The sequence below is a fragment of the Streptomyces sp. NPDC002701 genome (assembly GCF_042889045.1).
Taxonomy (GTDB): domain Bacteria; phylum Actinomycetota; class Actinomycetes; order Streptomycetales; family Streptomycetaceae; genus Streptomyces.
This window is the reverse complement of record NZ_JBIAQL010000007.1, coordinates 99058-123158: the sequence shown is the minus strand read 5'-3', so window position 1 is coordinate 123158 and position 24101 is coordinate 99058. Positions and strand designations below refer to the sequence as shown.

Sequence of the window (24101 nt, the reverse complement as noted above, 5' to 3'; positions counted from 1 at the left end):
GACGCCCCCGGCCGGCGGTCCTCATGACGAGGGGTGCGCCCGCTCAGGCCCCCCTCGACCCCGCACGCCCTCCGCCTCGCACACCCGGTGCCGTCAGGCGTGGGAGGAGCAGCACAGGGTCGCGCTCGCCCCGTCCTTCGCGCCGGACGCCTCGCGGCGGGCGGCCTGGGTCGGCGGGGTCACGGTCCAGTCCGGGTGACCGGGCATCCGCGGGGTCTTCGTGCCGTACAGCCACTCGGTGAGGAAGCCGGACAGATCCTGGCCGGAGACCTCCGTGGCCAGCGCTATGTAGTCCCTCGTGGAGGCGGAGGAGTGGCGGTAGCGGTCCAGGAAGGCGCGCTCGATGCGCTGGAAGACCTCTTCGCCCACCAGGGACCGCAGCGCGTACAGAACCAGTACGCCGCCGGTGTAGCGCTGGCCGTGGAAGAGGTTCGCGGCGGTGGGGGAGGCGACCGGGCCCCCGTCCTTGCGCCACTGGTCGCCGCGCGAGTACACGTCCTTCATCCGTGCTTCCAGGCTGGTCAGGCCGAGGCTGTCCGGCCAGCCGCGCTCGTAGCGGTAGAGCAGACCGTAGTAGTCGGCGTGGCCCTCGTTGAGCCACAGGTCGGCCCAGGTGGCGGGGGAGACCAGGTTGCCGAACCAGCTGTGGACCAGTTCGTGCATCATGTGCGAGCCGATCGCGCTCTCCTTCTGCAGGAGGTAGTTCGGCTTGTAGATGGTCAGCGTCTGCGTCTCGAGGCCGGTGAAGTCGAAGGCGTCCGCGGCATCGGTGTCGGCCGGCAGGATGCCGTAGGTCTCGAACGGGAAGCGGCCCAGATGGCGCTCTATCCAGCCCAGTTGGCCGGGCGTCAGGGACAGGGCCGGTTCCAGTGCTTCGGCGCGCGCGACCGGTACGACGTCACGCAGCGGCATCCCGCCGGGGCCCGTTCTCTGGACCACCTTGTAGTCGCCCACGGTGACCTGGATCAGTTCGGTGGCGACCGGATGCTTCGAGCGGTACGTGTACGTGGTGGTGCCGGCGTTGTTGTCCGTGCGGACCAGTGAGCCGGTGGCCACACCCAGCAGACCGTCCGGGGCGGTGACGCGGATCGTGAAATCCGCCTTGTCGCTGGGGTGGTCGTTGCAAGGGAAGATCGTCCGGGCGAGGTCGGGCTGCGGGGCGGTGGCGAAACCGTTGTCGGTCGGTACCCAGCCGTTGTAGGGGAAGCTCAGCTTGCGCGGGTCGGCACTGTAGTGGACGCGTACGGTGACCCGCGTTCCGTCGTACAGGGTGGTCCGTGGAGTGACGACCAGCTTCTCCGGCTGCTGCTCGAAGGCCGCCCTTCTCTTGCCCACCCACACCTCGTGCACTTCCGGGCCGAGCAGGTCGAGCGAGAAGCTGGACAGGTCCTGGGTGGTCCGGATGGTGACGGCCGCCTTCGCCTCCACGAGCTTCGTGTCGGCGAGATAGGTGAAGTCGAGTGCGTACGCGGACACCCGATAGCCCGTGTTGCCCAGGACCGGGAAGACGGGGTCGCCCAGACTGCCCCCGCCGGGGCCACTTTTGGCGGGGGAGCCGGCGCCCAGAGCGTGGGCGGCCGGCGACGACAGCGCCGCAGCCGCGCCGGTACCGAGAAGTGCTGCCGGTGCCATGACACGCATACGATATTTCACAAATCCTCTTTCATGTGTTCCGTTACGGCTGGCAACGAGGTGCCGAAGGGTTTCCTGACGCCACTGAGGACGTGGTCAACGGACAACTGGTTCACTGCGAAGAAGGAAGTAATGAGCCGGAAAAGCGGAGTTCGCCACTCCAGGCGGGAATGCCTTCGCGGCCGACCGGGATGTACTCCCGTCCCTGACGGCCGGGAAGCCGCTTCGCAGGCCACATCCGCTGCGCTCCCCAGGTTCGTCGACCGGGGTGGAGCGCGCAGTCACTTTCGGGCTCAGCCGAAAAAGGCGCGCCACTTCCGGCACGGCGCAAAAGAGACGGCTGCCTCAAGTGGGACTCATGGGACCCTTTATGGACAGCGGGTTGATCAAGGGGGCTGTCTGTGCTGCACATCCACTTCTCCGCAGCTGATATCGGCCGGGTACGCGTGGCGGCGGAGCCCGATCCGGCCTGGGAACTCCTGTTGAGCCTGCACGCCCTGCGGGCTCCCTCCGAACACGCCGTGTTCGGCTCCTGGCGTGACCAGCACGCGAGGAGCCCCGACCCCGCCACCCGCCACCTGCTCGCCCTGGCCCCACCGCGGGGCTACTCACCGGACTTCCTCACCCCGGCGGGCGTCGGCGACGCGTCCTCACTCACCGACGCCGTCCTGGGCACCGACCGCGACCGGATCCGTACCGAACTGGCGCTGCTGGCCGGCGCCCGCAGGCCCCCCACCTGGATGCGGTCGCTCGCGGACGGCGACCTGGACTCCCTGCGCCACCTCGGCGCGGCCCTGCGCCGGTACCACCAGCAGGCGCTGGTCCGTCACTGGGGCCGCATCCGGACGATCACCATGGCGGAACAGGCCATGCGGGTCCGCGATCTCCTCGAAGGCGGCGTCGAGCGACTCCTCGGCAGCATCCATCCCGGGATCCGGTGGGAAGCGCCGGTGCTGAAGGTCGCCTATCCGGTGCGGCACGAGATACGTCTCGAAGGCCGGGGACTGCTGCTGATCCCCTCGTACTTCTGCTGGGGCAATCCCATCACGCTGCGCGACCCGCAGCTGCCGCCGGTGCTGGTCTACCCCGCCAACCGCGGTCTGCTGCCGCTGGTGCCGCCCACCGCGTCGGAGCACCTCGCGAGCACGGGACTGGCCCGATTACTGGGACGCAGCCGAGCGGCCGTCCTCCAGGACATCGCCGTGTCCGGCCCCACGACCGGCGGCGGGGTGGCCCAACGACTCGGTATGTCGGCCGCGTCGACGAGCGAGCACGCCGCGGTCCTGCGCAGCACCGGCCTGATCTCCACCCACCGCGTCGCCAACACCGTGCGGCACACGGTGACTCCGCTGGGTCAGGCCCTGCTCCAGGGACACCAGCCCGCCGGGGCGCAGCAACCCACGGCACCGCCACGGTCCGTCGACCGGGTGCGGCACGCCATGCAACGGGCGGTGTGAGCGTCCAGCACGGTGGTGCGACACCGGCCTGAGGCGGCAGCCGACGTCCGATCACCCGTTTGGCCGTGTCCGGTCTTCGCGCCACCCCGCTATAACGGGCGCATGCTCTATCACGCGGTCTCCTTGCAGAACTGGCTCGCCGAACCGCACCGGCCCTACAGCGCCGCGACGTTGCGCACCGACGGGACCGTGCACTGTTCCGCCAGCGAAGAGGCGTTGCTGGCCGTCGTGTCCCGGTTCCTCAGGCAAGTGGACGGCCCGCTCCTGGCGTTGCTCATCGACGAGACGAGGCTCGACGCGCCGGTCAGCTGGGAGGCGGCCGTCGGCGCGCCCTCGTCCGCGGTGCTGGTGCCGCGGATCCGCGGACCCGTGAACCGCGGTGCGGTCGTCGCGCTGAGGGAGATCGAACGGGACGGCGACGGCCGGGCCCGGCGGCTGGTGGCCCCTCCGAGTGAGGTGTCGCAGGGGGGTGAAAAACCCTCATAAGAGCGGGTTTACCCCCTGTCGAGGTCGTCCCGTGCCGGGGCGGGTATCGGCTCGGGAGGCACGCGCCACGGCGGGCCTCGCGACAGAGGGGGAAGCACCGCGATGACCATTGCGGATACCGACACCGAGAAGGTGTGTCCGTTTCGCCACGACGACGCTCTGGAGCCCGATCCGTTCATGACGCGGATGCGGACCGAGGAGCCCGTGGCCCGAGTCCGCATGCCGTACGGGACGGGTCCCTGCTGGCTGGTGACCCGCTACGAGGACGTGCAGAAGGTGACCTCGGACCGGCGGTTCAGCCGGGCCGCGCTGGTCGGACGGGACTTCCCCCGGATCACTCCGGTGCCCATCGCGCAGTCCGAGGCCATCAACCTGATGGACGCGCCCGCGCTCAACCGGGTGCGCCGGCTGGTCATCAAGGCGTTCACCACTCCCCAGGTCGAGGCGTTGCGCCCGTGGACCCAACGGACCGCCGACACGCTCCTCGACGCGATGGCCGAGCACGGTGCGCCGGCCGACGTCGCCGCCCACCTGGCCAACGAACTGCCCCTGATGACCATCAGCCAGCTGATGGACGTACCGCAGGCCGACCGCCCGCAGCTGCGCCGCTGGGCGATGGCCATGATGTCGATGAGCGCCGACGACCGGTCCTCGGCCGTCGAGGCCAAGTCGGCGCTGCGCGCCTACTTCACGGCACTGACCACGGCGCGGCGCCGCGCGCCGGGTGACGATCTGATCAGCGCGATGGCCACCGCCCGCATCGGCGACGAGATGCTGGAGGAGGGAGAACTGGCCGTACTCGCCATGCTCCTGGTGGTCACCGGACACGACACCACCACCTACGACATCAGCAACATCGTCTACACCCTGCTGACCCACCCCTCCCACCTGGCCCAACTGCGCGCACGGCCCGAGCTGTTGCCCCAGGCCCTGGAGGAACTGCTGCGGTACATCCCCTTCCGGCAGGGCGTCGGCATTCCCAGAGTGGCCCTGGAGGACGTGGAACTGGGCGGCCGGATCATCAGGGCGGGCGACACCGTGCAGGTGTCGTACCTGACCGCGAACCGCGACGGTCTGGTGTACGACCGGCCCGACGAGCTGGACTTCGAACGGCAGGCGCCCGCGGGACACATGGCCTTCGGGTACGGCAGCCACCACTGCCTCGGCTCCCACCTCGCCCGCATGGTCCTGCAGGTGTCCGTCGGCACGCTCCTCACCCGGTTCCCCACCCTGCGGCTGGCCGTGCCCAAGGACGAGGTGCGGTGGAACACCGTGTCGATCTGGCGCTATCCACTCGCCCTCCCGGTGAGCTGGTAGGGAGCGGACATGGCCACGCTGTGCCGGCCGGCCATCGCCGTGCCCGAACACGTCATCACCTGCGAGCAGACCCTCGACCTGGCGAGGGAACTGCACGCGGACCACCCCCAACTACCGCTCGCCCTGCGCCTGATCGCCAACACCGGCGTACAGACCCGCCATCTGGTGCGGCCCATCGAGGAGACCCTGCGCCACCCCGGCTTCACCGCCCGCAACGCCCGGTACGAGTCGGAGGCCAAGACCCGGGTGCCCGAGGCCGTGTGCCGCGCACTGGCCCACGCCGAACTCACCCCCCGGGACATCGACATGATCGTCTACGTGTCCTGCACCGGGTTCATGATGCCGTCGATGACCGCCTGGCTCATCAACACGATGGGCTTCCGGCCGCAGACCAGACAACTGCCGATCGCACAGCTCGGCTGCGCCGCGGGAGGCGCCGCGATCAACCGGGCCCACGACTTCTGCACCGCCTATCCGCAGGCGAACGTGCTGATCGTGTGCTGCGAGTTCTGTTCGCTGTGCTACCAGCCGACGGACCTGGCGGTGGGCAACCTGCTGTCGAACGGCCTGTTCGGCGACGCCATCGCCGCCGCGGTCGTGCGCGGACGGGGCGGCACGGGCGTACGACTGGACCACAACGGCTCACACCTGGTGCCCGGCACCGAGGACTGGATCTCCTACGCGGTCCGCGACACCGGCTTCCACTTCATGCTCGACAAGAGAGTCCCGGGCACCATGGCCGACCTCGCCCCCGCCCTGCGCGACATGGCCTCCCTGCGCAAGTGGAACATCTCCGAGCTCGACTTCTACATCGTGCACGCCGGCGGCCCCAGGATCCTGGACGACCTGTGTACGCATCTGAACCTGCCGCCGGCGATGTTCCGCTACAGCAGGGCCACCCTCACCGAGCGGGGCAACATCGCGAGCGCGGTCATCTTCGACGCCCTGGAGCGTTTCTTCGACGACGGCGGTGCCGACCACGCGGCGCAGGGGGTCATCGCGGGGTTCGGCCCCGGTATCACCGCCGAGATCACCCTGGGCACGTGGAGCGCGACCGAGGAGCCGGCGCGGCCGGCGGCCCGCCGGCTGACGACCGTGCGGGGCAGGCCGGCCCTCGCGTGACCGCCGGCCCCACCGCTCAGGGTGACGAGAGCGAGGAGCCGGCGTGATCGAGGGGGACGCCCAGCAGGCCGGCCACGGTGGTGAGGGTCTGTCCCAGGGGGAGCGCGACCCGGGTGACGGCGTACTCGTCGCCCCGGGTCGGGTCACGGTTGACGATCAGTACCGGCTTACCGGCCTGGGCCGCCTGGCGGACGAACCGGAGTCCGGACATCACGGTCAGCGAGGACCCCAGGATCAGCAGTGAGGCCGCCTCCCGGACCAGTTCGCGGCAGTGCTCGACCCGCGCCGCGGGCACGGTCTCGCCGAAGAACACCACGTCCGGTTTGAGGATGCCGCCGCAGAGCGTGCACGGCACCACGCGGAAGCCCTCGACCTGTTCGTCGGTGAGGTCGGCGTCACCGTCGGGGTTGAGGCCGGCGGCCACCGGTTCGAACCCCGCGTTGGCCTCCTCCAGACGACGGGCGAGTTCGCGGCGCGGGCTGCGGGCGCCGCAGCCGAGGCAGACCACCCGGTCCAGGGCCCCGTGCAGTTCCACGACGTCCGCACTGCCGGCCGCCTGGTGCAGGCCGTCGACGTTCTGGGTGATCACACCCGCGAGCAGGCCGTGCCTTCCGAGTGCGGCCACCGCCCGGTGTCCGGCATTGGGACGGGCGCGGCCGAAGGTACGCCAGCCGAGATGGCTGCGCGCCCAGTACCGGCGCCGCGCCCCGGGGCCGCCGGTGAAGTCCTGGTACGTCATCGGCGTGTGCCGGCTCAGGCTTCCGCCCTCGCCCCGGTAGTCGGGGATGCCCGACTCGGTGGAGATGCCGGCCCCGCTGAGCACCAGCACACCGCCGGTGCGCAGCGCGTCGGCGACCGGCTGCGGATCCGTGGTGCCGGGCGGCAGGTCCTTGGTCGGGGTCCAGCTCAGAGTGGGACGCGTGCGCATGCCACCAGGGTACGAAACCTGCCGGCTGGCCCGGTCGCACGCGGACGCGGCCACCCGTGGCCGCGCCGTTCCCGCGGTCCGGCCTGCGGGTCGGCGGATGCGCCGACCGGGCCGGGATCCGCCCGGAGGAACTGGGCGACAGGCACCGGTGACGGGGTACGCGGCGGCTCCCGCCGTGGGGCGCCTTGAGCCCCCTGACCTATGTCGGGGACCGCGGGCCGACCGGCGGACCTACGGTGTCCGTACACCACTGGCCACGGGGGACCGGTGGTGACAGGCAGCACGCAGCTCGGCAGGCCCCACGGCCGGACCGGGGGACCGGTCGGACGAGACCGGCCGGATTTCCGCACGTCCTGACGGGGTGTGGGACAAAATTCGGGACATCGGTCCCATCGGTGCGGGACGGGGAGCAGCGGAAGATGATGTTCCGGGCCGGGTGTCCTCCTGCCGGGCCCGCTTCGCCCCATGACGACCGAAGGGACCGGACATGCTGGTAGACCTCATAGAGACCCCCGAGCTGGCTCCGCAGACGTACCTCGACGACGAGGCACCGGACGTTGCCGTCGACGCACCGGAGGAGCGCGCCTGGCTCCCGTCGTACCAGGCGGTCCGGACCGCCTGACCGCGACGCGTCCGACGCGGCACCGGGCCCTGCACGGGCCCGGCGCCGTCGCGTCACGTCCCTGTCCGCTGCCCGCCCCCGAAGGACGGTTTGCCGTTGCCCGCTTCACCTTCCGCCGCCGAGCCGGTCACCGACCGGGTGGCACAGGCCGACACCATGCTCTGCGCCGACCGGCAGTTCGGCGACTCCGCCGCCATCGGCGAGCGCAACCTCGCCCGGTTCCGCCTGGGCCTGACCATGCTGGCGCGGCAGGACGACGCGGCGGCCGACGTGCTGCGGACGACGGCCGCGGCGAGCGACGAACGCCTCCGGCCGCTGCTGTACGACCCGGTGCTGCGCAACTGCTTCGAGGTCGACCTCGCACGACTTGAGGGCGGCCGGTCCGGGCGGAGTTCGTTTGGCGCCTTCGTACGGGACCACATGGCCGGTCCGGAGGCGGACACCCCGTCTCCCACCGGGCCGTGTGAAGCACTCAGCGATCCGCACCTGCGTGCCTGGCCGGGGCTGGGAGACGCCTGGACACTCACCGAACCCGCGCCGCACGGCCGCTCCCAGGAGAAGCTGGCCGAGCGCCTCATGGAGCTGTACCGCGGCGCGCTCGGCGACAGCGGGGCGGCAGGCCCGGTCACTCCGACGGACGACGTCCGTGCCGTCCTCGCGGAGGGCGCGGAGCTTCTGGCGACGCTGCTGCCCGCCGCGGGAGCCGGTGTACTGGGACACGTCACCATGGTGGGCTTCACCCACAGGGAGAGCGAGGAAGGCCCCCTGCAGTCCATGTCGGGCGGCGACCCGCTCCCCTCGACCGTGCTGCTGGCACCCGAACGCTGTGCGTCCCCGTGGCTGGCCGCCGAGAGCCTGCTGCACGAGGGCGCCCATCTCAAGCTCTTCGACGCGCTCCGTACCGGCTCCGTGGTCAACAACGCCACCGAGCGCGTCCCGATCCCCTGGCGGATCGGTTCCTGGACGGTCATCCGGGTGATCGTCGCCCTCCACTTCTACGTCCATCTGCTGGTCTTCCGCGCCGCCGCGTCCGGCGCGAGTGCGGCGGTCCGGCAGAGGTTCGGGGCGCCTCCGACGGCCGAGGACCTCGACGAGCCCAGCCCCGGCACCCCCGCCGCCCGGAGCGGCCGGTACCGGACCAGCGCGGAACGGGCCCGCTACCTCGCCGAGTGCATGCTCTCGCTGCCGGAAGAGGCACTCACCGAGAACGGGCACCGGTTCGCCCGCTGGCTGCTCACCGCGCTCCGGCTGGTGGACGACGACGCGCCGCTGCCCCGTGACCGGACCACGGCGACCGAAGGACGGGCGGAGCCAGGGCAGTCACCGGAGGTTCCCGCGGGAGGCGCCCTCCGGCGCGTCGCACCCGTGGACGCATGCGCGCTGCCCGGTCTGGGGCAACTCGTCGTCAGCCCCGCGGAATCGGCCCGGATGCACTGGCTGAACGCGCGCTCGTGGACGGTCTACTCCCTGTGCGACGGCCGTGACCTCGACTCGCTGCACACGGCGTATGCCAGGGCGGCCGGTCTTCCCCCCGGCTCGGCGGACGCCGGCCGGCAGGTGGGCGACAGTGTGCGCGGCCTGGTGGCCGCGGGCCTCGTCACGCACGGCACATAGCGGGCCGTTCACACCGTTCAGGTGTTCCGCCGGTGGGCCTACACACCTGCCGAACTCGTGCCGGGGCCGGCCGTCTCCAGGCCGGCCAGCCGGGCGGACACGATGGCCTCCAGCCGGCTGGACACCTGGATCTTCGGAAGGATGGCCGAGACGTAGTTGCGCACGGTCTTCTCCGATATGAACAACTCCTGCGCTATGCGCCGGTTTCCGTAGCCGAACGAGACCAGCCGCAGCACCTCCCGTTCCCGGTCCGTCAACGCCGGGAACGGGAGAGTCCTGTCGGCCTCCGCCAGGCGTACCAGAAGGGCGGAGAAGTCGCCGCCGGCCCGTGGACCCAGCGTGAGGTACCCCCGCTGGACGGCCCGCACGGTGCGCAGGAGGTCCGCCGTCTCCGTGTCCTTGCGCAGGTAGCCGGTGGCCCCCGCCAGCAGCGTGGTCAGCAGCAGGCTGTCGTCGTCACGCTCCGGGGACACCGAGGCGATCAGTCCCAGTGCGGGGTCCTGCCGGCGCAGTTGCTGGAGCGCCCCGACGCCCGCGCGGGCGGGCAGGTCGAGGTCGACGATGACCACGTCGGGCTTCTCCTCCCGTGCCGCCCGCACACCGGCGTGCGGGTCGTGGGTCCCTGCGGCAACGGTGATCCCCCCTTCCTCCAGCGCGGAACGCAAGCCGCCGAGGATCAGGGGAATGCTCTCTATCAGCACCACGCGCGTACCGACCTCATGGACCGTATCGGCCACTCTGACCCACCCTTGCACCCGAGCCGGCGTGCGGCGCAGTGAAGAGCGTGCCGCACACCGTCGTTGTCGACGTTCGAGTGAAAGCGTAGAACTTGCCCTGACGGGCGGGCGGTTACCGACTGCTGGTGACCTGCGGTCCGCGGGGCACGGGATGGGGGCGGTGGTCAGGAGACCGTGGCGGCCGGCGGGGTCCACCGGCGGGTGCGGTGCACCGTGGTGGAGTAGCCGTAGTCCTTCTTCAGCTGTTCGGGAATGGCGTAGTGCATGACGCGTCCGCGGGTCAGCGAGGACAGTTCGAGGACGGTGGTGAGGTGGCCGAGGCGGTCCAGGGCCCAGGCGCCGAGCGGGGAGCTGTCCTCGATGGTCTCCAGGACACCGAGGAGGTGGGGCACGGCCTTGACGGCGGTGTCCCACGGGGTGCGGGGGACTTCGAGCCAGTCGGCGCAGGTGTCGCCGATGAGATGGCGGATGAGGGCGCCGACGACCGGGTCGAAGAAGGTGCCGGGCACCACCTCCTCGTAGAGGTCGAGCAGTTGCCTGGTCAGGTGTGTGCCCTCCGGGGAAGGCCCCATGTGCCGGATCATGTACAGGTCGAGGAACTCGCGGGCGTCGTCGAGGGTCTTGGGGACGGCGTCCTGGTCGACGCCGAGCATGGCCCCGACGACGCGCCAGGCGTAGTAGTAGGCTTCCGCGCCTTCCGCCGACATGTGGACGCCGAGGCGGTGCAGGCTGTCCAGTACCAGCAGGGAGAAGAACATCTGCCCGCCGATCACGTCCTCCTGGCAGATCGGCGTGCCGTCGGCCCCGGTGTCCCAGCGGTTCTCGCGCCGCAGGTGGTGGCGGATGGAGGCGTGCAGGAGGCGGACCTTCTGGGCGGCGGGGATGAAGCGGCTGCCGGCCTCGAAGGCGTCGGGCTGCATGAGGTAGACGGTGAACTGGCCTGTCTCGGCGAGGCGTTTGGAGGGGTACTTCAGCCCGTGGGTGGCCGACAGCAGCTTCGCCACGTGCGGGACGACGTAGCAGGCGGGCATGGAGGCGAAGGACAGCGCGGTGGAGATGTGCACGTTGTTGTCGATGAAGAACAGCCGGGCCTTCTCCATCTCCGACCAGTCCACCCACGCCGGTGGGGTGCTGGTGGCCTCCAGGTACTCGCGCGCCACGTCGGGCAGTCCGTCCGGCAGGGGAGCGCCGACGGTGGACACGTAACGCATCAGGGTGTTGAACTTCCCCACCTCCCCGCGGGCGAACAGCTCGGCGACGGTGGCGTCGGCGAGTTCGTCGCCCTCCTGCCGCAGGGCGTTCATCGATGCCTCGGTGTAGGTCATGACAGGGCTCCTCGGTTTCGCTGGACGGTCCGCTGCGGCGGTGGCGGGCAACGGCATCACGGAAGGACGTGGGTCCGGTCCGCGGCATGCGGTGCGCGATCAGGACAGGCGGGCCGTCACCGAGTGCGCGAGCACGGTCAGGGCGGTGGCGGCCTGCGTCGGTACGTCCAGCCCCCGGAGGGCGTCCAGTGCCTCGTCGACCCGTGCCCTGATCATGTCCTCGATGCGGTCGGGCGCCCTCAGCCGGCGCATCACCTCGCGCACCGCCTCCAGCCCGTCTCCGTCCAGGTCGCCCCGCCCCAGCAGGGCGCGCAGCAGTTTCCGCTCACTGTCGCCGGCGAGGCGCCAGGTCTCTGCCAGCAGCGCCGTGGGCCGCTGGCCGCGCAGGTCGTCGGCGTTGGCCTTGCCGGTGAGTTCCGCGTCCCCGAACAGGCCGAGCAGATCGTCCCGGAGCTGGAACGCCTCGCCCAGCGGCAGCCCGTACGAGGAGTAGCCCTCGCGCAGCCGCCCGCTCGCCCCGGCCAGCGCGCCCCCGATCAGCAACGGCTGCTCGACCGTGTACTTGGCGGTCTTGTACCGGATCACCTTCAGCGACGCCCCGGTGTCCGGACCGGCCCCGGTGCGCAGGATCTCCAGGCATTCCCCCGCGATCAGTTCGCGGGCCATCACCGACCACAGCGGGCGGGCCCGGACGAGATACGCGGCGGGCAGACCGCTGGTGGCGAACAGCTGACCGGCCAGCGCCATCAGCAGATTGCCCACCAGCATCGCGAGCGACCGCGCGGCGGTGTCGGCATCGGCTCCCGGGCGCCGGACCACGGTGTCGCGCAGGGCGATGTGGGCCGTGGGCTGTCCGTGCCGCAGCGGGCTGTCGTCGATGAGGTCGTCGTGCACCACCGCGGCGGCGTGCACCAGTTCCATGGACGCGGCGGCCCGCACCAGTGCGTCGCTGTCCGGCTGGCCCACCGCACGCCACCCCCAGTAGCAGAAGGCCGCGCGCAGCCGCTTGCCGTTCGCGACCGCTGCCTCCAGCTGCCCGGCCACCGGGTCCAGGACGGGATCGATCGCCGCGAACTCGTCGGCCTCCTGGGCCACGAACCGGCGCAGCACCTCGTCGACACGGGCCTTGAACGCCACCGGCTCCCACCGGTCAGCCGTCATCGGCGGCCTTCCGCGCCAGGGCGTGCCGGGCGAGGATCTCCAGATGGGCCGGGGGTACGACCGCGTACCGGTCCAGCAGCAGGCGTCCGCGCGCCGTGAGTTCGTGCTCGGCCTCGTCGGCCAGCTCCGCGGCGTCCGCGCGGCGCAGCAGCCCCCGCACCGTCCCGAGGGCCGAACCCAGCGTGCTCACCGCCAGGTCGGCCAGCCCGGCCGCCAGGAGCAGTCCCTGACCGTCCAGGCTCCCGCGCCGTTGCGCTTCTTGCGACATGCGTTCTCCCCACCTGCGTTCATCCGGGACGACGTCGGTCACACGCCGCCTTTTCGAGCATCGCGGGACACCGCGCGTGAAAAGGGAAGAACTCACGATCGAGTGAGCAGATCGCTCGGCCGTACGGTTTACCGGACAATTTCTCCTTAGCCCGGAAGAAGCTCTTTTTCGCGTTAGCGTAAATGTGATCCTTCACGAATGGAGTTTCCATGCGGTTAAGAGCAATGGCCCTCGCGGCAATACCCGCCGCCTTCCTCGGAGTCATGGCCTCGGCGCCCAGCGCGTCGGCCTGGTCTCCCGGCAACTGCCAGGAAGGCACGTTCTGCGTCTGGCCCGATTGGTGGTACGGCGACACCGATATGGCTCCGTCGCTGGCGACCGACGCCGAATGGTCCGGCAGTGCACGCGGCCACATCTATTACAACAACACGTCCCGCGACGTCACGATGACGTACGTCCTCGTCCAGGACGAGGGGCAGGGACCCGCGTACACGGCGTGTGTCAGCAGGCACCAGGGAAGCTACTTCACCGTGCCCGTGTCCGTCACCGACGTGACGTGGCGCGAGGACGACGGAACCCCTTGCCGGTGACCTCCTCAGGTCTGCGGACCTAGGGCGTTTCTGCGGCCCAGGGCGTTTCCGTGCGCCCGGGGCGCGACAGGCTCGGGCCGGGATCGTCCACCGTCGGCGCCCGGATCTCCGGATCGGGCGCCGACGGGCATGTGACGCGGATCACGCCGGAACGAAAACCTGCGGCCCGGCCCCGGCGTCTAGCGGGTGTGAGATCAGTCAAGGCAGCGCCGCACGAGCTGGACGAGGAACGTCTCGTCCGGCTGGTGGCCAAGGGCGACCGTGCCGCGTTCGAGGAGTTGTACCGGCGTACGTCGCCGTGGATCGCCGTGCGGCTGCGCCGCCGCTGCGTCGACGAGCAGATCGTCGCGGAGGTCATGCAGGAGACCTACCTGGCGGTGTGGCGGGCCGCGGGTGCGTTCGCCGGGGCCGGCGTCGGAGGGACGGCCACCGGCTGGCTGTGGACCATCGCGGCGCGCCGCCTGGTCGACGCCTTCCGGCGCAGGGCCCACCACGCGGAGCCGCCCCCGGCCGCCGCCGTGCCCGACGCGGCGCCCGCCGCCGAGGAAGAGGCCATGGCGGCGACCGTCGGCGGTGAGGTCGGGGACGCGCTGCGGTGCCTCGCCCCGGAGTTGAGACAGGTACTGCAGGCCATGGTGCTCGACGGGCTGTCCGTCCGGGAGACCGCGGTCCTGCTCGGACTGCCCGAAGGCACGGTCAAGACCCGTGCCCGCCGGGCCCGGATCGCGATGCGGAGGGCGCTGGCATGAGCGGGGAACACGCGTCGGCACGGATCATCGAGGGGTACGCGCGCGGCGGCACCGGCCTCGCCGCCGACGAGGTGTGGGCCGTGGAGGCACACCTGGAGGCATGCCGGGTCTGCCGCGACCGGCTGGCGGCCGCCGTCGCCGCCCACGTGCCCGCCGTCGCCGCACTGGTGGACACCGTGTGGTCCGGCCTCGAAGCCAGGCTGCCGGTCACCGCCACCATGCCGCGCGGACGGCGCTGGACGGCCCGGGTGTCGAGGTGGCTGACGCCCACGATGGTGCCGTGGCTGGCCATGGTCCTGGGGGTGACCCTGCTGGCCCTGCTGCTCGACCTGGCCGGCACCGGCTCCGGCGAGGTGTCACTGGTGCTGCTGTTCGCGCCGGTCCTGCCCGTGCTCGGCGTCGCGGCGTCCTGGTCGCGCGGTCTGGACCCGGCGTACGAACTGACCGCCTCGGTGCCCAGGGCCGGGCTCTACCTGGTGTTGCGGCGCACCGCGTCCGTGCTCGGCGTGGTCGTCCCCGCGCTGCTGGTGGGCGGCTGGGCGACGGGCGTGATGGTGGCTCAGTGGCTGCTGCCCTGCCTGGCCTTCACCGCGGCGACCCTGGCGCTCGGCGGTGTCGTCGGGGTGACCCGCGCCGCCGTCGCGCTGGCCGCCGTGTGGGCCGCCGTCGTCGTGGCGCCGACCCTGGCCACCAGCCGTACGGCCGTCACGCTGCAGACGGACGGGCTGCCCGTGTGGGCGCTGCTCCTCACCCTCGGCACCGGTGTCGTGATCGCCCGCAGAGGCGCGTACGCCGGACTGAAAGCCCACCGATGACCACAGGAAAGGAACACCACATGACATCCGCGGTGAGCGCGGCCGACATCGCGCCGACTGCCTATGCCTGGGAGATCCAGGCAACCGGGCTGAAGGTCAAGGTCGGCAGAGAACGGATGGCCGTCGACGGCCTCGACCTGCGGCTCGGCACCGGCGTACACGGACTCCTCGGTCCCAACGGGGCGGGCAAGACCACCCTCATCCGGACACTGGCGACCGTGCTGCGCCCCACCGAGGGCACCCTGGAGATACTCGGCGAATCCGCGGGCGGCAGGGGCGAGCACCGTGCGCTGCGCCGCCGGATCGGTTATCTGCCGCAGGAGTTCGGCTACTACAAGCGCTTCACGGTGCGCGAGTTCGTCGAGTACATGGCGTGGCTGAAGGAGGTGCCGAAGACGGACATCCCCGCAGCGGTGCAGCGCGCCGTGGAGCGGGTGGGTCTGGCGGACCGCGCCGACGACAGGATGAAGACCCTGTCGGGCGGCATGGTGCGCAGGGTCGGCATCGCCCAGGCCATCGTCAACGACCCGACGGTCCTGCTCCTCGACGAGCCCACGGTCGGCCTGGACCCGGCGCAGCGGCTGCGCTTTCGCGAGCTGCTGCAGGAGCTGGGTACGGACAGCTGTGTGCTCGTCTCGACCCATCTGGTGGAGGACGTCGCCATCGCCTGCACCGACGTGGTGCTCTTCGCCGAGGGCCGGCTGGTCTTCCAGGGCACCCCGGACGAACTGGCGGCGGCGGGCGGCCCCGAGCACGTGGGCGACAGCCCTCTGGAGCGCGGCTACTCGGCGCTGCTGCAGAACCCCGTTCAGGAGAGAGGCACCTGGTGAACAGCCGCGTTCTGCGCATCGAACTGAGGCGTTCCGTCGCCCCGTGGGCCGGCGCCGTGGTCCTGGTTCCGGCGCTGGCCTTCCTGTACCTGCTGGACACCGCCGCGTGGTGGAACGGCACCGCGGCGTGGACGGCCCAGTGGACACCTCTGGCCATGTGGACCCGCTCCCTGCTGTTCTACCTGTGGCCGCTGGCCGTGGGGCTCGGGGCACTGCAGGGCCTGCGCGACCACCGCTCCAAGATGTACGACCTGCTGACGAGCACGCCACGGCCCGCCTGGCACCGCGCCGCCGCACTGACGGGCACGACGGCGTGCACGCTGGCCGGGGCCTTCGCGCTCCTGGTCCTGGCGGGCGGGGTCCAGGTGCTCGGCAACACCGAGTACACGCATCTCGGCTGGCTGCCGATCTCGCTGGTGGGGGCGCTCTTCCTCGTCGCGGGGTCCGTACTGGGCATGGGGGCCGGACGCGCACTGCCGTCCCCGCTCACCCCGCCCGCACTGACCATGTGCGCCTTCGTGTTCACGGCTCTCATGCACATGTCCCTGGGCCGGACGGAGACGACCACGGCGGACGGGTTCACGGACACGGAGCCGAACCGGGTCTCGCTGCTGTCGCCGACGCTGGAGGAGGTGCGTGACGCACTCGTCACACTCTCCGCCTCCGTACACCTCGGGCAGACGGTCTGGCTGCTCGGTATGGCCGCGACCGGCTTCGCGCTGCTGGTCGCCGCGACCTGGCGCGCCCGGCTGATCGCCCTGACACCCGTCCTGGCGGGCGCGGTGACGGCCCTGCTCGTGCTGCCCTCCGACCCGGGCCGGATGTACGTCGTCGACGAGGCCGCCGCGGAGCTGGTGTGCGAAGGACCGGTGTGCGTGACGAAGACACAGCAGGCACGGCTCGCCGGCCTGGCGGGTCCCGGGAAGAAGGCGCTGCGCCTGCTGCACGCTGCCCTGGGCGACCGGGCGCCGGTCTCGGTCCGGGAGAACGCCGCCGTGCTGCCCGAGGGCTCCATGCCGCGGTGGTCCCGCGAGACCGTCCTCTTCGACTTCGACGACGGCATCATCACCGCCGCGAAGGGCGAGGAACTGACCCGGGCCCTGATCGCCCAGAGCATGGTGCCGGCGTGCATCCCCGTCGGCTGGAGCGGCACCACCGACGCCGCCTCGCAGATCATCGCGGTGGGCTGGGTCACCGGTGACGGCCTCGAACCGCTCGGTGGCACCGGCCGCCGCCCGGCCGAACAACTGGCCGAGGCCCGTCCCGTCTGGCAGAAGCTCAAAGCCCTGCCGCAGGACGAACAGCTCGCACGGATCAACGCGATGCGCGCCGCCGCGCTCTCCTGCGAGAGCGACGTGCTCGGCGCCCTGACGGGCGGTGAGTCCCGATGAGATGGCTGACGCTGTACGCGCGCTCACGGCAGATACCCGCGTCGCTCGCCGCGCTGCTGATCAGCGCGGTGACGGTGTGGGCACTCACCCGGGACGGCGGCGGGGAGCCCGCCGATCCGCGGCTGCCCGCACTCGTCCTCGCTGCCGGGGCGATGGCCGCTTCGGTCGGACTCAGCGGGCAGGACCCCGCGCTGGACCGGACGGCCGCGATCCGCTGGGTGCCCCGCAGAGCGGCGCACGTGCTGCTCGCCGGGGCGGTCGTCGCCGCGACGCTGCTGACCGTACAGACACTGGGCGAGTCCATGGCCACCACCGCGTTCGTCGTCCGGGACAGCGCGGGCCTGATGGGCCTGGCCGCCCTGGGCGCGGCGCTCTCGGGAGGCCACTACGCGTGGACGCTGCCGTTCGCCTGGCTCGCGTTCTCGTTCTTCGCCCCGCCCTCGACCGGTGTGCCGATGCAGGTGGCGACCTGGATGCTGCTGCCGCCCGGCACGGCCGCGGGCACCTGGACGGCCCTGACGCTCACCGTCGTCGGTACCGCCGCCTACGCCCTCGCGGGCCCCAGGCGCTGACCGGGGAAGTCCTGACGATCGAGGCGCGTCCCGTCCCTCGTTAGGGAATCCGGATGACGGGTACCCGGGTGCGCGGCGAGGACGGGGCGCGTGCCGAGGCCGGCCGGCGGCGGGCCGTCGGTCCGCCAGGGGCGGGAGCGACGTGTGGCGACCTGCCGGACGTGCGACGAGACTGAGGCGAACGGCGCCTGACGATGGGTGGGCCATGTACAGCGTTGAGGAAACGATCGAGGTCGCGGTCCCGGTGCGTACCGCGTACAACCAGTGGACCCAGTTCAAGAGCTTTCCCCGGTTCATGACCGTGGTGAAGAAGGTCGATCAGGTCCGGCCCGCGCTCCTCACCTGGACGCTCGGGGCCGGACCGCTGCGCCGCGAGTTCCAGGCCGAGATCGTGGAACAGGAACCCGACTCCCACGTGACCTGGCGAAGTCTCGAACGGCACACTGTCCACAGCGGCGAGGTGTCCTTCCGGCCCACCGCGGAGGACGGTACGGCGGTCACGGTCCGGATCGAGATCGAGGTCGGTCCGCACGCCGCCACCGGCGTGCTGGGTGGCCTCCCCAAGCTGGTCAGCCGTGTCGTACGCCGAGAGCTCCGGCACTTCAAGACGTACATCGAAGGGCTCGGCGCGGAGAGCGGGGCCTGGCGGGGCACCATCAGCGACGGACGCGTACGGCCCGACGAACCGAAGCCGCACAGGAGCCGGGTGGCCCGCTGGCCCGTCGGCTGATCCCGGGCCGGGGCCCGCGTCGGCCCGTCGGCCGCGTACGTGTACGTGTACGTGTACGGCAGCAGCGTGAGCGAGAGGCAGACCCGATGAAGAAGGCGCCCGGCGACGAACCGGACGAGACTCTGACCGTGACCCCGCCGAAGAAGTGGGCCGCAGGCGTGCCCGCGGTGGTGCACGCCCTGGAGTACTCCCTGGAGGAGACCTCCCCCCGGCGTACCGGGGAGACGCTGCTGACCATGAACCAGGTGGGTGGCATCGACTGTCCCGGGTGCGCCTGGGCCGATCCCTCGCCGGGCCACCGGCACCGCAACGAGTACTGCGAGAACGGCGCCAAGCACATCAACGACGAGGCGACGTCACGGCGGGTCACCGCCGAGTTCTTCCGCAGGCACACGGTCTCCGAGCTGGGCCGCCGCTCCGACCAGTGGCTGAACCAGCAGGGACGGCTCACCGAGCCGATGGTCAAACGGCCGGGCTCCGACTCGTACCAGCCGATCAGCTGGCACGACGCCTTCGACCTGCTCGCCGCGGAACTGAAGGCGCTCGACACCCCCGACGAGGCCGTGTTCTACACCTCGGGCAGGGCCAGCAACGAGGCCGCGTTCCTCCTGCAGCTGTTCGTCAGGGCGCTGGGTACCAACAACCTGCCCGACTGCAGCAACATGTGCCACGAGTCCAGCGGCTTCGCCCTGCACGAGACGCTCGGCACCGGCAAGGGAACGGTCAGCCTCGACGACCTGCACCACGCCGACCTGATCTTCGTGGTGGGACAGAACCCCGGAACCAACCACCCGCGCCAGCTGTCCGCCCTGGAGCAGGCCAAGCGGAACGGGGCCCGCATCATCGCGGTGAACCCCCTCCCCGAGGCCGGACTGCTGAGGTTCAAGAACCCGCAGAAGCCCAGCGGGGTGATCGGCAAGGGCACCCAGATCGCCGACCGGTTCCTCCACATCCGCAACGGAGGCGACCTGGCGCTGTTCCAGGGGATCAACCGGCTGCTGCTGGAGGCCGAGGACGCGCGGCCGGGCCAGGTGCTCGCCCACGACTTCATCCGTACCGACACCAAGGGCTTCGAGGAGTTCGCCGAGCACGCCCGCACCGTCGAGTGGCACGACATCCTCGCCGCGACCGGCCTGACCCGCGAGGAGATCGAGCAGGTCCGGGACGAGGTGCTGCGCAGCGAACGCGTCATCGTCTGCTGGGCGATGGGGATCACCCAGCACAAGCACGCGGTCCCCACCATCCGGGAGATCGTCAACTTCCTGCTGCTGCGCGGGAACGTCGGCAGGACCGGCACCGGCGCCTGCCCCGTACGCGGGCACAGCAACGTGCAGGGCGACCGCACGATGGGCATCTGGGAACAGATGCCGGACGACTTCCTGGACGCCCTCCAGGCGGAGTTCGCCTTCGACCCGCCGCGCGCCCACGGGCTGGACTCCGTCAACGCGATCAGGGCGATGCGCGAGGGCCGTGTGAAGTTCTTCCTCGCCCTGGCCGGCAACTTCGTCCGGGCCGCCCCGGACAGCGAGATCACCGAAGAGGCCATGCGCAACTGCCGTCTCACGGCCCACATCTCCACCAAGCTCAACCGGTCCCACACCGTGTGCGGCGAGACCGCGCTGATCCTGCCGACCCTCGGCCGCACCGAACGGGACGTCCAGGCCGACGGGGAGCAGTTCGTCACCGTCGAGAACTCGATGAGCGAGGTGCACACCTCCCAAGGGCGCCTGCAGCCCGCCTCCCCACTGCTGCTCAGTGAGATCTCCATCCTGTGCCGGCTCGCCCGCCACACCCTGGACGGTACGGGCGACATCCCCTGGGAGCAGTTCGAGGCCGACTACGGCGCGATCCGTGACCGTATCTCCCGCATCGTCCCGGGGCTGCACGACTTCAACCGGCGGGTGACGCGCCCCGGGGGCATCCAGTTGCCGAACCCGGTCAACGAGGGCGTTTACCACAACGACGTCGGCAAGGCGTTGTTCACGACCAACGACTTCGCGATGCTGCAGGCGCCCGAGGGGCACCTGTTGCTGCAGACCCTGCGCTCCCACGACCAGTGGAACACCGTCCCCTACACGTCCAACGACCGCTACCGGGGCATCCACGGAAGCCGCCGGGTGGTGCTCGTCAACCCGGAGGACGTGGCCGGACTGGGCCTCACCGAGGGGCAGCACGTCGACCTGGTGAGCGTGTGGGCCGACAGCGCCGAGCGCCGCGCCGAGAACTTCCGCGTGGTCCCCTACCCCACCACCCGGGGGTGCGCGGCCGCGTACTACCCCGAGACCAACGTCCTGGTCCCGCTGGACAGCGTGGCGGACAAGAGCAACCAGCCGACGTCGAAGGCGGTCGTGGTCCGCCTGGAACCCGTCGGGCCGGCCTAGGGCGTTTCTTCTGGATCAGCTCGGGTCCGCGGCTGCCTGGGACGTGTCGGACAGGGCGATGCGGGCGGTGACGCGTTTGCCGGACGCTTCCAGGCGGACCTGGAAGCTCTCGGCGAGGGCCCGGACGATCTCCAGGCCGTGACCGCCGATCCGCTCGGGATCGGCGGAGCGGACGACCGGCCGTGCGCGGACGCTGTCCCGCACGGTGACCTCCACGGTGGCACCGGCGATCCGCAGTTCCATCTGCGCGGGGCCGGGAGCGTGTCTGCGGGCGTTGGTGACCAGTTCGCTCACCACCAGTTGCGTGAGGTCCAGGGCATGGGCGGAGACCGGCACGTCCCGGTCGGCGTGCGCGCGGTTGAGGAAGTCGGCCGCGAGGTGACGTGCCGCGGAGATACAGGAGCCGTCGCCGCGGAGCCGCATGGCCGTGGAGATGCCAGGAGCGTCCGGACCGCCACCGCCGTTGACCGAGTGCACGTCTGTGTCCACCTTCGCGATCGCGTGTCCGCCGCGGTACCCGACATGGTCCGCCCCGTGCGACCCTTACAGCATCGGGCCGACCGGTCGAGCGAGTCCATGGGCACGCTCGAAGCAGGCTCGCGGCGCGTGCCCGGGCCCGGGCGCGTACCAGCGAACGCAGTACGAGGACACCGTGACGCAGTCGCACGCAGCACCGCCCGACCCCCTGCCCACCAGCTACCTCACCGACGACGGCGTGCACGTCGTCACCCTGCGCGGTGACCTGGACCACGACGCACGTCACCGGGTCGAGCACATCCTGGCGCCGCCCGCCGGCGTCAGGCCGTCGCGGACCGTGGCCGACCTCTCCGACGTGCCCTTCATGGACTCCAGCGGCATCAACCTGCTGATCGTCGCCTACAAGGCCGCCGCGGCCACCGAGGGCTGGGTACGGGTGGCCGGCGCCCAGGTGCCCGTGCTGCGCGTGATGAAGATGGTCGGCCTCGACGCGATCATCCCGTGCTACCCCACGCTGGAACAGGCCCTGGAGCGGTGACCCGGCGACGGTAGGACGCAGTTCCTCACGGGCCGCTCAGCGGAGTCGCCCAGGGAGTCATCGACACCGAGTGCGCACCGGATCGACGCGACGCGGCGGCACGTACCGAAATGCCGTGAACGGCCATACGTGTTCGCCCTGAAACAGGCTGTCGCCACCGGCATATTCGGGCCTACGCTGACGGCAGTCCGTGAACCGGCGGTTGTCCGTTGCTACGGCGCCGTGGTCCGGCGATCACTCGGGGTCCGAGGGGCGCCCCTACGTCAGCGGCTGTGTTCCGCGGGACCTTGAGCCCGCTTCTCCGATATCGCGCGAGGGACCGCCGCGGCCCGGTCCCGGACCCGGTCGCCCTGTCCTCCCCTGACGGTGCATCATGCTGAGGAATCCGGCCATGTCCAAGTATTTCGCCGACGACCTGATGTTCATCATGCCCCTGGGCCCCGAGCCGGGCATCAAGCTCTACGGCCAGGTCATGGGAGCGCACAAGATCCCCCTGCACCTGGCGCTGCTGGCCTGCCGAAGGCGGCACAGAGACGTGACCGTCGATCTCACCGGTCTCCACTACCTCTCCCAGAGCGCACTGGAGACACTGGTCGGCGCTGCCCGTACGCTGCCACCCCCTCTGCGGCTGACCCTGCGGGCGGGACCCGACCTCGACCTCCCGGGGCGCCTCGCGGCGCACGGCTGGCACGAGACGCAGAGCCTCCAGCTGAGCGACGCCTGAACGCGTGCCCCTGCGGCCGCGGGAGGCCGCAGGGGCACGTCCGCCTCCCGTCGGGACGCAGGGGCGTCACCGACCGCGCCCGTGCTACGCGGCGACGACCGCGGCTCCCGTCCTGCCGCCGTCGACGTCCACCACGGTTCCGTGGACGAAGGCCGCTTCGTCGCCGGCCAGCCAGACCGCGGCATGCGCGACCGCGTCGGGTGTGCCGACGGTGCCGGCCGGGGTGCCCCTCATCATGATCTCGCCGAGGTGCGGCTCGCTGCCTTCCGGGGCCGGAGGCAGGATCACGCCCGGCGAGAGGGCGTTCACCCGGACGCCCAGGGGGCCGAACTCCGCGGCCCAGGCCCGCGTCAGCGTCTCCACGGCTCCCTTGGTGGAGCTGTAGAGGGCGGCGGAGGGGACGCCCAGGCGCGCGATCCACGACCCCAGATTGATGACCGTCCCGCCGCCGGACCGCGTCATCATCGGGACGACGGCGGCGGTGAGGAAGAACGGTGCCTTCACGTTCACCGCGTAGACCGAGTCGAACGTCGCCTCGTCGGTGTGGGCGGTGTCGGAGGACGGGTAGATGCCGGCGTTGTTCACCAGGATGTCGATCCGCCCGCCCAGGGAGTCACGGGCCCGGTCGGCCAGCTCCCGTGAGGCCCGCGCGCTGCCGTCGAGGTCCGCCACCACGAAGTCGGCCCGGCCGCCGGCCGCGCGGATCCCTTCGACGACCCGGGTTCCCCGTTCCCGGTTGCGCCCGGACACGATGACGTGAGCGCCCTCGGCCGCGAACGCCTCCGCGATCGCCTGTCCGATGTTGCTGGTCGAACCCGTGACCAGCGCCGTCTTGTTCCGCAGTCGTCCGTTCATGACGCGATCTCCCTTGTCTGCGCGGTGTGCGGACCACTGTGCGTCGCAGAAAATGGACCGGCAAGTCCAGAATGGCGGTACCGTGGGACGCGAGAGAAGGAGGCCGGATGCCCGATGCGCCGACCGTGAAGGGCCGTGCCACCCGGGCCCGCATCGTCGAGGGGGCGGCCGAGGTGCTGCGCGAGCAGGGAGTCGCCCTCACGACGCTCGATGACATCCGCGGCCGTACCGGCACCAGCAAGAGCCAGCTCTTCCACTACTTCCCCGAGGGCAAGGACGAACTGCTGCTGGCCGTGGCCCGGTACGAGGCGGACCGTGTCCTGGAGGACCAGCAGCCCCACCTCGGTCGCCTGGACTCGTGGGAGTCCTGGCAGCGGTGGCGGGACGTCGTGGTGGAACGCTACGAACGACAGGGCGACCACTGCCAGCTGGGCGCCCTGTTCCTCCAGGTCGGGAGGTCCCGCCCCGGTGCCCGGGCGATCGTCACGGAGCTGATGCGCCAGTGGCAGCGACAGCTCGCCGACGGCATCCGCGCCCTCCAGGCGAACGGCCTGGTCTCGCTGTCCCTGGACGTGGACCGGACCGCCGCCGCGCTGCTGGCGGGCGTCCAGGGAGGCGTCGTCGTCATGATGTCCACGGGCGACTCGACTCATCTCAGGGCGGCGCTCGACACGGGCATCGAGCACCTGCGCGCGACGACGGGGGCGGCGGGGGAGGCGGACGGAAGCGCCGCCCCGGCCGCGCCCGTGCGCGGCATCCCGTCCTCGTCGGCGTGACGCG

At 71.2% G+C, this 24101-nt stretch carries 25 protein-coding genes; 17 read left to right on the top strand and 8 right to left on the bottom strand.

The annotated features are described in order from the left end of the window. Positions 1-93 precede the first annotated feature (93 nt). Positions 94-1632, bottom strand: a complete 1539-nt coding sequence (locus tag ACFYXC_RS20955; protein ID WP_389553587.1) for a M1 family metallopeptidase — start codon at positions 1630-1632, stop codon at positions 94-96. Positions 1633-2033: 401 nt separating this feature from the next. On the opposite strand from ACFYXC_RS20955, the gene ACFYXC_RS20950 reads away from it, so the two are divergent. The 4 genes from ACFYXC_RS20950 to ACFYXC_RS20935 all read left to right on the top strand — a co-directional run bounded on the left by ACFYXC_RS20950 (position 2034) and on the right by ACFYXC_RS20935 (position 6014). Continuing rightward, positions 2034-3089 (top strand): ArsR family transcriptional regulator, encoded by a 1056-nt coding sequence (locus ACFYXC_RS20950; protein ID WP_389553586.1) that lies wholly within the window; start codon positions 2034-2036, stop codon positions 3087-3089. Between the two features lie 102 nt (positions 3090-3191). Beyond that, a complete protein-coding gene (locus ACFYXC_RS20945; RefSeq protein ID WP_389553585.1) occupies positions 3192-3575 on the top strand; it encodes a DUF952 domain-containing protein in 384 nt (127 codons plus the stop codon). A 102-nt stretch (positions 3576-3677) separates the two neighbouring features. Further along, on the top strand, positions 3678-4892 hold the full coding sequence (locus tag ACFYXC_RS20940) for a cytochrome P450 (protein ID WP_389553584.1): 1215 nt from the start codon (positions 3678-3680) through the stop codon (positions 4890-4892). 9 nt (positions 4893-4901) lie between these two features. Beyond that, positions 4902-6014, top strand: a complete 1113-nt coding sequence (locus ACFYXC_RS20935; RefSeq protein ID WP_389553583.1) for a type III polyketide synthase — start codon at positions 4902-4904, stop codon at positions 6012-6014. Between the two features lie 16 nt (positions 6015-6030). Here ACFYXC_RS20935 and ACFYXC_RS20930 read toward each other — a convergent pair whose 3' ends face one another. Next, the gene (locus ACFYXC_RS20930; protein WP_389553582.1) at positions 6031-6942 is read right to left on the bottom strand and encodes an NAD-dependent protein deacetylase; all 912 of its coding nucleotides are present in this window, start codon (positions 6940-6942) and stop codon (positions 6031-6033) included. Between the two features lie 487 nt (positions 6943-7429). Here ACFYXC_RS20930 and ACFYXC_RS20925 point away from each other — a divergent pair, with 487 nt between their 5' ends. Both ACFYXC_RS20925 and ACFYXC_RS20920 read left to right on the top strand, forming a co-directional pair. Next, positions 7430-7564 (top strand): hypothetical protein, encoded by a 135-nt coding sequence (locus ACFYXC_RS20925; RefSeq protein ID WP_389553581.1) that lies wholly within the window; start codon positions 7430-7432, stop codon positions 7562-7564. 96 nt (positions 7565-7660) lie between these two features. Continuing rightward, positions 7661-9178 carry an aKG-HExxH-type peptide beta-hydroxylase gene (locus tag ACFYXC_RS20920; RefSeq protein ID WP_389553580.1) on the top strand — a complete coding sequence of 506 codons (1518 nt, stop codon included), beginning with the start codon at positions 7661-7663 and terminating at the stop codon, positions 9176-9178. Between the two features lie 38 nt (positions 9179-9216). Here ACFYXC_RS20920 and ACFYXC_RS20915 read toward each other — a convergent pair whose 3' ends face one another. From ACFYXC_RS20915 to ACFYXC_RS20900, 4 genes are all read right to left on the bottom strand, one after another. Continuing rightward, on the bottom strand, positions 9217-9915 hold the full coding sequence (locus ACFYXC_RS20915) for a LuxR C-terminal-related transcriptional regulator (RefSeq protein WP_389553579.1): 699 nt from the start codon (positions 9913-9915) through the stop codon (positions 9217-9219). A gap of 164 nt (positions 9916-10079) precedes the next feature. Next, the gene (locus ACFYXC_RS20910) at positions 10080-11240 is read right to left on the bottom strand and encodes an oxygenase MpaB family protein (protein ID WP_389553578.1); all 1161 of its coding nucleotides are present in this window, start codon (positions 11238-11240) and stop codon (positions 10080-10082) included. 99 nt (positions 11241-11339) lie between these two features. Further along, positions 11340-12401: a polyprenyl synthetase family protein gene (locus ACFYXC_RS20905; RefSeq protein WP_389553577.1), complete on the bottom strand. Its 1062-nt coding sequence runs from the start codon at positions 12399-12401 to the stop codon at positions 11340-11342. Next, positions 12391-12669 (bottom strand): polyprenyl synthetase, encoded by a 279-nt coding sequence (locus tag ACFYXC_RS20900; RefSeq protein WP_388919234.1) that lies wholly within the window; start codon positions 12667-12669, stop codon positions 12391-12393. Before ACFYXC_RS20900 ends, ACFYXC_RS20905 begins: the two co-directional genes overlap by 11 nt. Positions 12670-12878: 209 nt before the next feature. On the opposite strand from ACFYXC_RS20900, the gene ACFYXC_RS20895 reads away from it, so the two are divergent. From ACFYXC_RS20895 to ACFYXC_RS20860, 8 genes are all read left to right on the top strand, one after another. Further along, complete coding sequence (locus tag ACFYXC_RS20895; RefSeq protein WP_389553576.1) at positions 12879-13259, top strand: hypothetical protein; 381 nt, start codon at positions 12879-12881, stop codon at positions 13257-13259. A gap of 188 nt (positions 13260-13447) precedes the next feature. Then, a complete protein-coding gene (locus ACFYXC_RS20890) occupies positions 13448-14008 on the top strand; it encodes an RNA polymerase sigma factor (RefSeq protein WP_388919239.1) in 561 nt (186 codons plus the stop codon). Continuing rightward, entirely contained in the window at positions 14005-14823 is an 819-nt protein-coding gene (locus ACFYXC_RS20885) for a zf-HC2 domain-containing protein (protein ID WP_388919242.1), read from the top strand. The genes ACFYXC_RS20890 and ACFYXC_RS20885 overlap by 4 nt, the downstream gene beginning before the upstream one ends. Beyond that, complete coding sequence (locus ACFYXC_RS20880; protein ID WP_389553575.1) at positions 14820-15653, top strand: ABC transporter ATP-binding protein; 834 nt, start codon at positions 14820-14822, stop codon at positions 15651-15653. Before ACFYXC_RS20885 ends, ACFYXC_RS20880 begins: the two co-directional genes overlap by 4 nt. Next, positions 15650-17044, top strand: coding sequence for a hypothetical protein (locus ACFYXC_RS20875; protein ID WP_389553574.1), 1395 nt, complete (start codon positions 15650-15652; stop codon positions 17042-17044). Before ACFYXC_RS20880 ends, ACFYXC_RS20875 begins: the two co-directional genes overlap by 4 nt. Further along, positions 17041-17616 (top strand): hypothetical protein, encoded by a 576-nt coding sequence (locus tag ACFYXC_RS20870; RefSeq protein ID WP_389553573.1) that lies wholly within the window; start codon positions 17041-17043, stop codon positions 17614-17616. The genes ACFYXC_RS20875 and ACFYXC_RS20870 overlap by 4 nt, the downstream gene beginning before the upstream one ends. Positions 17617-17821: 205 nt before the next feature. Continuing rightward, complete coding sequence (locus tag ACFYXC_RS20865) at positions 17822-18346, top strand: SRPBCC family protein (RefSeq protein WP_388919253.1); 525 nt, start codon at positions 17822-17824, stop codon at positions 18344-18346. A gap of 86 nt (positions 18347-18432) precedes the next feature. Further along, positions 18433-20727, top strand: coding sequence for an FdhF/YdeP family oxidoreductase (locus ACFYXC_RS20860; protein ID WP_389553572.1), 2295 nt, complete (start codon positions 18433-18435; stop codon positions 20725-20727). Between the two features lie 15 nt (positions 20728-20742). Here ACFYXC_RS20860 and ACFYXC_RS20855 read toward each other — a convergent pair whose 3' ends face one another. Further along, a complete protein-coding gene (locus ACFYXC_RS20855; protein ID WP_389553571.1) occupies positions 20743-21204 on the bottom strand; it encodes an ATP-binding protein in 462 nt (153 codons plus the stop codon). A 175-nt stretch (positions 21205-21379) separates the two neighbouring features. On the opposite strand from ACFYXC_RS20855, the gene ACFYXC_RS20850 reads away from it, so the two are divergent. Both ACFYXC_RS20850 and ACFYXC_RS20845 read left to right on the top strand, forming a co-directional pair. Continuing rightward, entirely contained in the window at positions 21380-21742 is a 363-nt protein-coding gene (locus ACFYXC_RS20850; RefSeq protein ID WP_389553570.1) for an STAS domain-containing protein, read from the top strand. A gap of 391 nt (positions 21743-22133) precedes the next feature. Further along, positions 22134-22466 (top strand): hypothetical protein, encoded by a 333-nt coding sequence (locus tag ACFYXC_RS20845; protein WP_389553569.1) that lies wholly within the window; start codon positions 22134-22136, stop codon positions 22464-22466. A gap of 84 nt (positions 22467-22550) precedes the next feature. Here the strand turns inward: ACFYXC_RS20845 and ACFYXC_RS20840 are convergent, their stop codons facing one another. Next, positions 22551-23321, bottom strand: coding sequence for an SDR family NAD(P)-dependent oxidoreductase (locus ACFYXC_RS20840; RefSeq protein ID WP_389553568.1), 771 nt, complete (start codon positions 23319-23321; stop codon positions 22551-22553). A gap of 107 nt (positions 23322-23428) precedes the next feature. Here ACFYXC_RS20840 and ACFYXC_RS20835 point away from each other — a divergent pair, with 107 nt between their 5' ends. Continuing rightward, on the top strand, positions 23429-24097 hold the full coding sequence (locus tag ACFYXC_RS20835) for a TetR/AcrR family transcriptional regulator (protein WP_389553567.1): 669 nt from the start codon (positions 23429-23431) through the stop codon (positions 24095-24097). Positions 24098-24101: the final 4 nt, after the last annotated feature.